Raw genomic sequence first — 11579 nt, 5'->3', positions numbered from 1 at the left:
CGCCAAGGCATCGCCGGAGGTGCGGTCCGGGGTGATATCGATGGCGCATGCCTTCGGCGATTTCGATACCGGGCTGGGCGGTGTACGGGCGCATGGCAACAGCACCAACCGGCTGGTGGATGAGACGCAGGATTACGACCCGATCACCGGCCAGTCGCGGCAGAGTGCGATACCGGTGACGGTGCGGGCGGCGGCGGAGGTAGTGGCGGCGGAGTAAGCCCCCGCCGGAATGACTGGCAGCTTCAGAAGGCTTGCCAACCTGCCCCTCAGCGTCGAAACGCTGGCGCGATGACGATCATCCTCCTGCTGTTCGCCGCCGGCCTGTGGGCTGGCGTCCAGAACGCCCTCGCCGGCGGGGGCTCGTTCATCACCCTGCCGGCGCTGATCGCCGCCGGGCTCGATCCGAAACTGGCCAACATCACCTCGACGATCGCGCTGTTTCCGGGGCAGATCACCACCGGCTGGGCCGGGCGATCGCTGGTATCGGGGGTCGACCGGCTGTCGTTCCGGTCGCTGGCGATCATCAGCCTGTTCGGTGGCATCGGCGGCGCCTTTCTGCTGATCGCGACACCCAGCAAGGTCTTTGCCGTCATGGTGCCCTGGCTGGTGCTCGCCGCCACCGCGCTGTTCGCCTGGAGCACCTTCGGCCGCGGGCCAAAGCCCGGCAGCGCGCCGCCGCCGGCGTGGGCGACGGTGCTGACGCAGAGCAGCATCGCGCTCTACAGCGGCTTTTTCGGCGGCGGCGCCGGCATATTGACGCTCGCCTCGCTGACCTTTGCGCGGCTGCCGGTGCGCAATGCCGGCGGCACCAAGAACGTCCTGGTGGCGCTGTCCAACCTGTCGGCCGCCGTGGTCTTTGCCTGGTCGGGTGCCGTCGCCTGGCGCGAAGCGGTGGCGATCGGCGCCGGATCGATCATCGGTGGCTATCTCGGCGCACGGGCGCTGAAGGTGCTGCCCGAACGGCTGCTGAAGATCGGCATCATCGTCATCGGCGTCGCGCTGACAATCGGGCTGTTCCTGCGGGGTTAGGGTCCGTACTCAATAGGAATGGGCGTCGTGATGATCCGGAGAGGCGAAATGGCTAGGCGGACGACCGCTGGCGGGGCTTCGGCCCCCCGGCAAGGTTGTCCAACGACGCCATTTCGCCTCTCCGGACCACGCGCAGCGCGACCCAGAGAAGCCCGGCAGAGCGCTCGCTCGATTGCCAGATAGCTCTGCTATCTGGCTGCACTCGCTCTCTCCTGCCGGGCTTCTCTGAGCCGTCCCGACGCCCATTCCTATTGAGTACGGACCCTAGGCCGCCACCGCCGGGCTCAACCGGTCACGCAGCTCGCGCTTCAGGAACTTGCCGCTGGCGTTGCGCGGCAGCGGTTCATCGAGGAACCAGACGTGGCGCGGCACCTTGTGGCGGGCGATCAGCGCGGCGCAATGGTCCTGAAGCTCGGTTTCCGCCAGCGTCGTGCCGGGTTTCAGCACGATCGCGATGGCGACGTCCTCGCCCAGCCGCTCGTCGGGAACGCCGAAGACGCAGCATTCGGCGACCGCGGCATGGCGATAGACGATGGCCTCGACCTCGGCGCAATAGACGTTCTCGCCGCCGCGCAGCACCATGTCCTTCTTGCGATCGACGATGAAGATGAAGCCGTCTTCGTCGATGCGGGCGATGTCGCCGGTGTGCAGCCAGCCGTCGGTGATCGACGCGGCGGTGGCCTCGGGGCGGTTGATATAGCCCTTGATGACCGATGATCCCTTGACCCAAAGCTCCCCGACGGCGCCCGGCGGTACCGCGTTGCCGTCGTCATCGACGCATTTCGCCTCGAATGTCGGCATCGCTGGGCCGGCGCTGTCGGGCTTGTCAACGAAGAAATCGGCGGAGACGGAGGTGATGATCCCGCAGGTTTCGGTCATGCCATAGCCCGTGCCGGGCCGCGCCGTCGCCACCCGGGCCTCGATCTTTTCGACAAGGTCGGGCGGCACCTGGGCGCCACCGCCGGCCAGTGACGTCAGGCTGGAGGTGTCGGACGTGGCGAAATCGGGGTGGTTGATCAGCTCGCGGGCCATCACCGGTACGCCGCTCATCGCCGTCACCCGCTCGCGCACGATCAGCCGCAGCGCCTCGCCGGCGTCCCAGCGGTACATCAGTACCATGGTGCCGCCCACCGACGTCGTGACATAGGCGCCGCAGTTGTTGGCGGTGACATGGAACAGCGGCGTCGTGATCAGCGTGACGGGGACGGGCGCGACGGCCGGGGGCGTGACGCCGGTCGCCCGCTGGGTGGCGAGTGCCGAGGATGCGCCGGCATAGAGCATGTTGTAGAGGTTCGACACGCAGCCCCGATGGGTCAGCTGGGCGCCCTTGGGGTGGCCGGTGGTGCCCGAGGTGTAGAAAATGCAGGCGTCTGCATCGGGATCGACGGCGATGTCGGGCATGGCGCCGTCATGGGCGACGACCGTCGACCAGGGGACGACGCCTGCCGTGTCGGGCAGCCGCACGCCGACAAGGGTCATCGGGCCCGGCAGGTCGGTGCAGGCGCTGAGCCGCTCCAGCCGCTCGGCGTCGAGGAACAGGACTTTCGGCGCTGAATCCACCAACGCATACTCCATCTCCGCGCTGGTCCACCAGGCGTTCATGCCGACGACGGCGATGCCGCAGGAGACGCAGGCCCAGTAGATCAGCATCCATTCGGGGTAGTTGCGCATGGCGATCGCCACGCGGTCACCCGGCACGACGCCCTGCGCCGCCAGCCAGGCGGCGACGGCATCGACCCGGGCATGCGCCTCGGCATAGCTAAGCCGCTCGTCGCCATAGACGAGGTAGGGGCGGTCGGCGAACTGCATGGTCGACAGCCAGACGTCGCGGACGCTCGGCGGCGCGTTCCTGAAGGTGCGGATGCGGCGGCCGAGCACCTCGGCCACGACCACCTCGAAGGCGCCGCTGGGGCCGGTCAGTTCGTCCCGGGCCTGCTGGAGCTCGGCATAATGCATGTCAGGCCCCTGTCATCGTTCCGGTCAACCGATCGCAGCGGGCGCCGGCGGCGACAAGCTGTGAACAGCATTAGCTGCCCGGATTGCCGTCAACGTGCTGCCACCAGCAGGTCGGGCCGGCCGTTGCGGCTGTTCCGGCCGCGCGCAGGCGTATCGCCGGCGCGGGATCTGGCACCCGACGGCAGCGCCGCGAGGCAGAGCAGATAGCCGATGATGCCGCTGCCACCATAGCCGAGGACCGGCGTCGGATAGTTGCCCAGCACGGCGGCGAGCAGGATCGCCAGCCAGACCGCGGCAAAGACCGGTGCCGTGCCGTCGCCGCGCGCCAGGACCGGCAGCAGCAGCAGCAGGGCCGCCCCGGCGAGCACGGCGGCGCCGGCGAGGGGGGAAAAGACCAGCGCGCCGGCAAGGACCTGTTCGACAAAGGGCGTCGCCGGCAGCGTGTCAGGCCGGATCAGCGTGACGGCAAAGGCGACCAGCGCCGCGCCGAACGCCAGCGCCACCTGCCGCTCGCGATGCCGCAGCAGCAGCGCGGCGAGGCCGGCAACCAGCGTCGCCGCCATGGCGCGATCGGGCTGCAGCGCCAGCGCCAGCGCCGCGACCAGCATCGCCAGCGTTGCGGCGACACCCCGGGCGCGGGCGAACGCCAGCACCAGCAGCGGCAGCAGGATCAGGCTGGGCTGCAGCGACACGGCGCCGATGCGGGCCCAACGTGTCGCGTCGTCGATCGTCGTGCCGAACAGGGCCGTTGCCAGCAGGGCCGCCGCCGCTGCCAGCATGGCGGGACCCGATATCGTGTCGCCGCGGCTGCGCACCAGGATCGCCAGCAGTGCCACGCCGATGACCAGCGCGGCGCCGTTGACGACGAGATAGCTGCGGGGGGCGCCTGCCGCCGCCATCGCCGCCATGCCCAGCGCCGTCGCCAGCGTCGCGCCGGCGATGCCGAGGGCGCGCGGGTTCCGGAGCAGTGGCGGCCTGTCGATCATGGTCTGCGCTCTCCTATCGCCGGGCGCCGCTCTCGTCGATCAGCACCTCGCGGCGGCCGACATGGTCGGGTTTCGACACGAATCCATCGGCTTCCATGCGCTCGATCAGCCGCGCGGCGTTGTTGTAGCCGACGCGCAGCTGGCGCTGGAGATAGCTGGTCGAGGCCTTTTGCGCCGCCGCGATGATCTCGATGGCGCGGGCATAGCTGTCGGCGTCCTCGTCACCGGTCGGAGCACGGCTCTTACCGTCACCACCCCCGCCCATGCCGTTATCCAGGCCCCATTGGCCGTCGATATCGGTCGGGTCCTCGGTGACGGCCTCGACATAGGCGGGCATGCCCTGGCGGCGCCAATGGTCGGCGACGGCCTCCACCTCGTCATCGGTGACGAAGGGGCCGTGGACGCGGATCACCTGCTTGCCGCCCGACATCCACAGCATGTCGCCCTTGCCGAGCAGCTGTTCGGCGCCCTGTTCGCCGAGGATGGTGCGGCTGTCGATCTTGGAGGTGACCTGGAAGCTGATGCGCGTCGGCAGATTGGCCTTGATGACCCCGGTGATGACATCGACGGACGGGCGCTGCGTCGCCATGATCAGGTGGATGCCGGCGGCGCGGGCCTTTTGCGCCAGCCGCTGGATGAGGAATTCGACCTCCTTGCCGGCGGTCATCATCAGGTCGGCGAGCTCGTCGACGACCACCACGATCAGCGGCAGCTTGTCGAAATCGAGCACTTCCTCCTCGATGATCGGTTCCTGGGTGTCGGGATCCCAGCCGGTCTGGACGCGGCGGACGAAGGGTTTGCCGCTGGCCTTGGCCTCGGCGACCTTCTGGTTGAAGTTGGCCAGGGATCGGACGTTGATCGCCGACATCTGGCGATAGCGGTCCTCCATCTGCTCGACCGCCCATTTCAGCGCGCGGATCGCCTTGGGCGGATCGGTGACGACCGGGGCGAGCAGGTGCGGGATGCCGTCATAGGTCTTCAATTCGAGCATCTTGGGATCGATCATGATCATCCGGCAGTCCGCCGGGCCGAGCCGGTAGAGCAGCGACAGGATCATGGCGTTGAGGCCGACGGACTTGCCCGAGCCGGTGGTGCCGGCGATCAGCAGGTGCGGCATGGGGGCGAGATCGGCGATGACCGGTTCGCCGGCGATGTCCTTGCCGAGGATCAGCGGCAGCACGATGCCACGATCCTCGAACGCCCGGGAGCCCAGCAGCTCCGACAGGCTGACCATTTCGCGGGTTTGATTGGGCAACTCGATGCCGATGACGTTCTTGCCGGGGACGACCGCGACGCGCGCCGACAGCGCCGACATCGACCGGGCGATGTCGTCGGCAAGGCCGATGACCCGCGACGCCTTGATGCCGGGGGCGGGTTCCAGCTCGTACATGGTGACGACAGGCCCGGGGCGCACCTCCCCGATGCGGCCGCGGACGCCGAAATCCTCCAGTACGCCTTCGAGCAGCCGGGCATTCTGTTCCAGGCTGGCCGTGTCGACGCGGCGCGCCGGGCCGGTCGGCGGCGGCCGCAGCAGCGACAGGCTGGGCAGGATGGCGCTGTCGCCGAGGTCCAGTGTGGGTTGGCGTTCCTTTTGCAGGCGCTTGCCGGGGGCGGGCTTGGGCGCGGCCTCGACGACGATGCGCTGCGGCGCGGCCGGCTGGGGGTCGCGATAGTCCTCCTCGTCGTCCGCGGCGCGGACTGGCGCGCGGCGTTCGCGCGGCAGGAACGGTTCGTCGTCGTCGGCCTGGCGCGGCAACAGGCCGGCGACGCGGTCGCCAAGGCCGCGCAGGCGCAGCAGATCGGCGAATTCGATGCCGCTGCCATAGGCGGCGAGGGCCAGGCCGACGGGGGCGAGCAGGACGCCGGCAAGGGTGCCGACCGGAATGCCGTCGAGCGCCGCGGTGTCGGCGAGACTGGTCGCGACATGATCCATCAGCAGCCCGACGACGCCGCCGAAGCCGGCGGGGGCGCCGAGGCCGGGAAGCATCAGCGCGCCGGCCGCGGCGGCGAGCACCAGGATGCCGCCGAGGGTCGCGAACAGGCACCGGCGCAGCGGAAAATCGCGGCGCTGCACGAGCCGCAGGGCACCGACGACGATCGGCGGCGCCAGCAGCAGCGACGGCCAGCCCAGCAACTGCAGCAACAGGTCGGAAACATGGCTGCCGACGCTGCCCAGCGCATTGGTCGGCAGGCGTCCGGTGATGGCGTTGAACGAGGGGTCGAGCGGTGACCAGGTCAGGATCGCGGCGACAAGCGCGCCGGCAAGCAGCACCAGCACCAGCGCCGCGGCGAGCACGATGAAGCGCCGGACCGCGGTCCTGATGGCAGCCAGCAGCCGCGCCACGCGGCCCTGGGGGGCTGCCCGCGGCCGGTTCATCGTCGATGCGGCGCGCGTCGCCATGCCAGTTTCCCGCCCCCGGCCCTGTGAAATCCAGCGGTGTTCACGCTTTGAACACGTCGCCGGACGATGCAGCACGGCGAGTCACGGGTCAAGCGCCGGGCCGCGATATGCGGTGGACAACATGTCCGCTTGGGGGGCCCGGGTCTTTCGGGTAACAGTCCGCGCCATGAACATGCCTGTCAGAACCGACGTCATCATCATCGGCGGGGGCCTGGTCGGCTCGACCCTGGCGCTGGCGCTGGCGCGGCACGAGGTCGCCAGTGTCGTCGTCGATGCGCAGGACCTCGATACGACGGTGCTGCCGGCCTTCGACGGGCGCGCCAGCGCGGTGGCGAGTGCCTCGGCGCGCATGCTGCGGGTGCTGGGGATCGGCGATATCCTCGATGCCGAGGGTTGCGCGATCCGCGCCATTCGCGTCACCGACGGCACCGCGCCGCAGTTTCTGCACTTCGATACGGGTGAAGCGGGCGATCCGCTGGGCATCATGACCGAGAACCGGTTGCTGCGCATGGGGCTGCTGCGGGAGGTGCGGGCGGCACCGCTGGTGACGTTGGTGGCGCCGGCGACGGTGAAATCGCTGGTCCGCGACGAGACTGCGGCGGTTCTGACACTGGCCGACGGCCGGATTTTCACCGCGCCGCTGGCGATCGCGGCCGATGGGCGGCGCTCCCGCACTCGCGACGATGCGGGAATCCGGCTGGCCAACTGGCGCTACCCCAATGCCGCGCTGGTCACCATGGTGGCGCACAGCGTGCCCCACGGCAACGTCGCGTGCGAGATGTTCTACCCCAGCGGGCCCATGGCATTGCTGCCGATGACCGATCACGGCGACGGCCGGCCGCGCACCGCAATCGTCTGGACGGTCGATGCGAGTGCCGCGGAGGGGGCGAGGAAGCTCGGGCCGCGGGCCCTGGCCGCCGAGATCGCGGCGCGGGTCGATGGTACCATGGGTGATATCGAGGTGATTGCCCCCCAGGCGGTGTGGCCGCTGGGCTTTCATCATGCCGCGACATATGAGGCGCAGCGGCTGCTGCTGGTCGGCGATGCCGCGCACGGCATCCATCCGATTGCCGGGCAGGGCCTCAACATGGGGTTCCGCGACGTGGCGGCGCTGGCGGAGGTGCTGGTCGATGCGGCGCGGACCGGCCAGGACCTCGGGAGCCCCGATGTGCTGGGGCGTTATTCGGCGTGGCGGCGGCTCGACAACTCCATGGTCAGCGCGGTGACCGACGGTCTGAACCGGCTTTTCGCGGTGCCGGGACGGCTGCCGTCGGCGATCCGGCGCTTTGGCCTTGCCGGCGTGGAGCGAATCCCGCCGCTGAAGGCGCGTTTCATGGCCGAAGCGCGCGGCGAAACCGGAAAACTGCCAGCTTTGTTGACGGGCGAACTGATCTAGTCAGGCCTGAAACAGGGGGGGCAGGCATGGCAAGCGCGGCAATCGACAAGGACGCATTGAAGGCCCGGTACCGCGCCGAGCGCGACAAGCGGCTGCGCGCCGATGGCAATGACCAGTATGTCGAGCTGAAAGGCGCCTTCGCCGGGCTGCTCGACGACCCGTACATGCCGGTGGTCGAACGCGCGCCGGTGACCGATCATGTCCGTTTCGCCTTTGTCGGCGGCGGTTTCGCCGGGCTGTGCACCGGCGCGCGGCTGGTCGAGGCCGGTATCAGCGACGTCCGCATCATCGAAAAGGGCGGGGATTTCGGCGGCACCTGGTACTGGAACCGCTATCCCGGCGCGCAATGCGACACGGCGTCGATCATCTACATGCCGTTGCTGGAGGAAACCGGGCACCGGCCGACCGAGAAATACGCCCATGCGCCCGAGATCCTGGAGCAATCGCAGCGGATCGGCCGCACCTTCGGCCTCTACGACAAGGCGTTGTTCCACACCGAAGTGACGAACATGACCTGGGACGAGGGCCGCCGGGTGTGGACCATCGCGACAAATCGCGGCGATCGCTTCACCGCGGACTTCATCGGCATGGGGACGGGGCCGCTGCACGTGCCGAAATTGCCGGGAATCCGGGGAATCAAGACGTTCAAGGGACATAGTTTCCACACCAGCCGATGGGATTACGCGTACACCGGCGGGGCGCCCGGGCGCGATTCCGGGGGGATTTTTCTTGATCGCCTGATCAACAAGAAAGTCGCGATAATCGGCACCGGCGCCACCTCGGTGCAATGCGTTCCGCACCTCGCCCGCGCTGCGGAGACGCTTTATGTCGTCCAGCGCACGCCGTCTTCGGTCGATGTCCGCGCCAACAAACCGATCGACCCCGACTGGTTCGACGGAATCGCGACGCCGGGCTGGCAGCAGCGCTGGCTGGAGAACTTTGCCGGCAATGTCGGCATGGGCGGGGCCAGCGAGGACTGGGTGCAGGACGGCTGGACCGACCTGTCGAAGCGCATCCGCAGCCGCATCATGCAGCTGCCGCCGGCGGAAATGACGCCGCAGAACATGCTGGCGGCGTTCGAGGATGCCGATTTCGAGAAGATGTCGGAGATCCGGGCGCGGGCCGAAAGCCTGGTCGCCGACCCCGGGACGGCCGAGAAATTGAAGGCCTGGTACCGGCAATTGTGCAAGCGGCCGTGCTTTCACGACGCCTATCTGCAGGCGTTCAACGAACCCGGCACGCATCTGGTCGATACCGACGGTCAGGGGGTCGAGCGGATCACCGAGACCGGCTTCGTCGTCGGCGGGGTCGAATATGCGGTCGACTGCATCATCTATGCCTCGGGATTCGAGGTCGGCACCGATCACACCCGCCGCGCCGGCTTCGACATCACCGGCGTCGGCGGGCGGAAGCTGTCGGAGGCCTGGGGGCAGGGCATGCGGACGCTGCACGGGCTGCACGTCCATGGCTTTCCCAATGCCTTCATCGTGCAGTTCGCACAGGCGGCGAACTATGTCGTCAACGTGCCGCACAACTGGACGGACGCCGGGACGACGATCGCCAGCATCGTGCGGCATGCCGTCGATAACGGGCTGACGCGGGTCGATGCGACGCCGGAGGCGCAGGCGGCGTGGGTCGAGCTGCTGATGACGGGGCCGGGGATGATGATCGGCGGGCCGGATTGCACGCCTGGGTATTATAACAACGAAGGTAAGGAGCGCGGGCCGGAGGCGGCGTACGCGGTCGGGCATCCGGGCGGGGCGCTGGCGTTCTTTCGCCATATCGCGAAATGGCGGGAGTCGGGGCGGTTCGAGGGGTTGGCGTTCGGGTGATCCCTCTCCCGCTTGCGGGAGAGGCGACTGGCGACGCGAGCGGGTGAGGGTGTCCTCCGTTTGCCGGTCGGGTACACCCCCACACGGAGCGCTGACGCGCCTCTCGCCCTTCCCCAGGCGGGAGAGGGGGTTCAGTCCTCGACCGGCGTGAATTCGCGGGCTTCCTCGATCAGCAGGATCGGCACGCCGTCGCGGATCGGATAGGCGAGGCCGGCGCGGTCGGCGACGAGTTCCTGTGCAGCCTCGTCGAGGCGCAGCGGGATGCGGGTCATCGGGCAGACGAGGATGGCGAGGAGTTTCGGGTCGATCACTGCAGCGTCGGGCGATCGCCGCCGCCCGTCCCCTGCGCGAACGTCATCAGCGCCGTCAGCGTGCCGGCGCGGTCGGCGAGGTCATCGGCCTCCAGCAGCGCCTGTTTCTCGGCCGGGTCGAACGGGCAGACGCTGGCCAGCGTCGTCACCAGCGATTCGTCGTCGGCCGACGTCACCGCCTCCCAGTCGGCGCTGAGGCCCTGGGCGTCGAGATAGACGCGCAGCACATCTTCCAGCCCGGCGCGGGCGGCGGCGGCGAGGGGTTCAGGCTCCTCGCGATCCTCGCCGAAGCCGTCGTAATCGGCCATGACCTGGCGATAGAGGGTGCTGCGATCGAGCTCGGCCTGGATGCGGAAGCGCGAGATGCCGGTCAGCGCGATCAGCATGCGGCCGTCGTCGGTTTCGCGGAAATCGCTGATGCGGCCGAGGCAGCCGACATCGTAGAGCGGCGGCGGGTCACCGTCGAAGCGACTTCCAGCGGCGCCTTCGGCGCGGGGCTGGATGATGCCGATGATGCGGTTGGCGGCGCCGGTGGCGGCCATCGCGTCCTTGACCATCGCCAGGTAGCGCGGCTCGAAGATGTTGAGCGGCAGGACCCCGCGCGGCAGCAGCAGCGCGCCCGACAGCGGGAACACCGGCACGGCGGCGGGCAGGGGATCGGGGCGGATCATGAGAACAATATCGATCGCAGGCGCGCCCGGGTGCGGATGCTCCAGGCATCGTCGAGGCCGGTCGCTTCGAACATCTTGAGGAGCGTCGTGCGGGCGGCGCCTTCGTTCCAGCCGCGATCGGCGGCGATGATGGCGAGCAGGGCATCGGCGGCGGCATCGCGATCGCCGCGGGCGAGCAGCGCGCCGGCGAGGTCGAAACGCTTGCCGTGATCGTCGGGACTGGCGTCGACTTCCGCCATCAGCCCGGCGAGGTCGTCGACCGGCACGGCTTCGGCGGCGAGCGCCACGGCGGCGCGGGCGCGGACGACGTCGGCATCCTTCGATTCGGCGGGGACGCCATCGAGGGCCGTCGCGGCGGCGTCGGTCTGGTCGCCGGCGATCAGCGCCAGGGCGTATTTGCCGGCGAGATACTCGCGCTCCGGCAATTCCCGGGTGAGCGCGGCGAGCATGGCGATGGCATCCTCGATGGCGCCGGCGGCCATGGCGGCGTCGGCGGCTTCGACCAGCGCGGCGATCTCGGCCTCGGCATCGGCTTCACCCGGTGCCGGTGGGGCGCCGGCGAGCAGGCGATCGATGAAGGCGTTGAGTTCACGTTCGCCGAGCGCACCCTGGAAGCCGTCGACGGGCTGGCCGGCGAGGAAGGCATAGACGGTGGGGATCGACTGGATGCGGAACTGGCTGGCGAGGGTCTGGTTCTTGTCGACGTCGATCTTGACCAGCTTCACACGCGGCGCATGGGCGGCGACGACGCGTTCGAGCAGCGGCGTCAGCGTCTTGCACGGGCCGCACCATTCGGCCCAGAAATCGACGAGCACCAGCGCGTCCTTCGACGCATCGATGACATCGCGGCGGAACGCTTCGATGCTGGCCTTTTCGGTGGCGGCGGTGGCGAGGCTGGCCAAGTGCGAATTCCCTGCAGTTATCGCGGCCATATGGGGTGATGGCGTCGATTTTGCCAACCCCGAGGTTTGCCGCAGGCGAGCACGACCGGCCCGGT

At 69.1% G+C, this 11579-nt stretch carries 10 protein-coding genes; 4 read left to right on the top strand and 6 right to left on the bottom strand.

Annotated features, from left to right (window positions below):
• Positions 1 to 40: 40 nt before the first annotated feature.
• Both ACP7AI_RS08505 and ACP7AI_RS08500 read left to right on the top strand, forming a co-directional pair.
• Positions 41 to 217 (top strand): hypothetical protein, encoded by a 177-nt coding sequence (locus ACP7AI_RS08505; protein WP_426166137.1) that lies wholly within the window; start codon positions 41 to 43, stop codon positions 215 to 217.
• A gap of 71 nt (positions 218 to 288) precedes the next feature.
• On the top strand, positions 289 to 1029 hold the full coding sequence (locus ACP7AI_RS08500; protein WP_426166134.1) for a sulfite exporter TauE/SafE family protein: 741 nt from the start codon (positions 289 to 291) through the stop codon (positions 1027 to 1029).
• Positions 1030 to 1293: 264 nt separating this feature from the next.
• Here the strand turns inward: ACP7AI_RS08500 and ACP7AI_RS08495 are convergent, their stop codons facing one another.
• From ACP7AI_RS08495 to ACP7AI_RS08485, 3 genes are all read right to left on the bottom strand, one after another.
• Complete coding sequence (locus ACP7AI_RS08495; protein ID WP_426166131.1) at positions 1294 to 2985, bottom strand: class I adenylate-forming enzyme family protein; 1692 nt, start codon at positions 2983 to 2985, stop codon at positions 1294 to 1296.
• A gap of 89 nt (positions 2986 to 3074) precedes the next feature.
• Complete coding sequence (locus tag ACP7AI_RS08490; RefSeq protein WP_426166129.1) at positions 3075 to 3971, bottom strand: hypothetical protein; 897 nt, start codon at positions 3969 to 3971, stop codon at positions 3075 to 3077.
• 13 nt (positions 3972 to 3984) lie between these two features.
• Entirely contained in the window at positions 3985 to 6372 is a 2388-nt protein-coding gene (locus tag ACP7AI_RS08485) for a DNA translocase FtsK 4TM domain-containing protein (protein ID WP_426166126.1), read from the bottom strand.
• 172 nt (positions 6373 to 6544) lie between these two features.
• On the opposite strand from ACP7AI_RS08485, the gene ACP7AI_RS08480 reads away from it, so the two are divergent.
• Positions 6545 to 7768 (top strand): FAD-dependent monooxygenase, encoded by a 1224-nt coding sequence (locus ACP7AI_RS08480; RefSeq protein ID WP_426166123.1) that lies wholly within the window; start codon positions 6545 to 6547, stop codon positions 7766 to 7768.
• Positions 7769 to 7794: 26 nt separating this feature from the next.
• On the top strand, positions 7795 to 9600 hold the full coding sequence (locus ACP7AI_RS08475; RefSeq protein ID WP_426166120.1) for a flavin-containing monooxygenase: 1806 nt from the start codon (positions 7795 to 7797) through the stop codon (positions 9598 to 9600).
• Between the two features lie 131 nt (positions 9601 to 9731).
• On the opposite strand, the gene ACP7AI_RS08470 is transcribed toward ACP7AI_RS08475, so the two are convergent.
• Genes ACP7AI_RS08470 through trxA form a run of 3 tightly spaced genes read right to left on the bottom strand, consistent with a single transcriptional unit; the run spans position 9732 to position 11484 of the window.
• Entirely contained in the window at positions 9732 to 9911 is a 180-nt protein-coding gene (locus tag ACP7AI_RS08470; protein ID WP_426166118.1) for a Trm112 family protein, read from the bottom strand.
• On the bottom strand, positions 9908 to 10582 hold the full coding sequence (locus ACP7AI_RS08465) for an LON peptidase substrate-binding domain-containing protein (protein ID WP_426166115.1): 675 nt from the start codon (positions 10580 to 10582) through the stop codon (positions 9908 to 9910). Before ACP7AI_RS08465 ends, ACP7AI_RS08470 begins: the two co-directional genes overlap by 4 nt.
• A complete protein-coding gene (trxA, locus tag ACP7AI_RS08460; RefSeq protein WP_426166113.1) occupies positions 10579 to 11484 on the bottom strand; it encodes a thioredoxin in 906 nt (301 codons plus the stop codon). The genes ACP7AI_RS08465 and trxA overlap by 4 nt, the downstream gene beginning before the upstream one ends.
• Positions 11485 to 11579: the final 95 nt, after the last annotated feature.

It is taken from the genome of Sandarakinorhabdus sp. DWP1-3-1 (assembly GCF_049896705.1).
In the GTDB taxonomy this organism is placed as follows: domain Bacteria; phylum Pseudomonadota; class Alphaproteobacteria; order Sphingomonadales; family Sphingomonadaceae; genus Sandarakinorhabdus.
Note: the sequence above shows the minus strand (reverse complement) of the source record. Positions and strands in the feature narration are given on the sequence as shown.

Excerpts from the sequence above, each read along its gene's own strand:
- ACP7AI_RS08505 (WP_426166137.1), top strand. The coding sequence starts at position 41 with ATGGCGCATGCCTTCGGCGATTTCGATACCGGGCTGGGCGGTGTACGG.
- ACP7AI_RS08500 (WP_426166134.1), top strand. The coding sequence starts at position 289 with ATGACGATCATCCTCCTGCTGTTCGCCGCCGGCCTGTGGGCTGGCGTC.
- ACP7AI_RS08495 (WP_426166131.1), bottom strand. The coding sequence starts at position 2,985 with ATGCATTATGCCGAGCTCCAGCAGGCCCGGGACGAACTGACCGGCCCC.
- ACP7AI_RS08490 (WP_426166129.1), bottom strand. The coding sequence starts at position 3,971 with ATGATCGACAGGCCGCCACTGCTCCGGAACCCGCGCGCCCTCGGCATC.
- ACP7AI_RS08485 (WP_426166126.1), bottom strand. The coding sequence starts at position 6,372 with ATGGCGACGCGCGCCGCATCGACGATGAACCGGCCGCGGGCAGCCCCC.
- ACP7AI_RS08480 (WP_426166123.1), top strand. The coding sequence starts at position 6,545 with ATGCCTGTCAGAACCGACGTCATCATCATCGGCGGGGGCCTGGTCGGC.
- ACP7AI_RS08475 (WP_426166120.1), top strand. The coding sequence starts at position 7,795 with ATGGCAAGCGCGGCAATCGACAAGGACGCATTGAAGGCCCGGTACCGC.
- ACP7AI_RS08465 (WP_426166115.1), bottom strand. The coding sequence starts at position 10,582 with ATGATCCGCCCCGATCCCCTGCCCGCCGCCGTGCCGGTGTTCCCGCTG.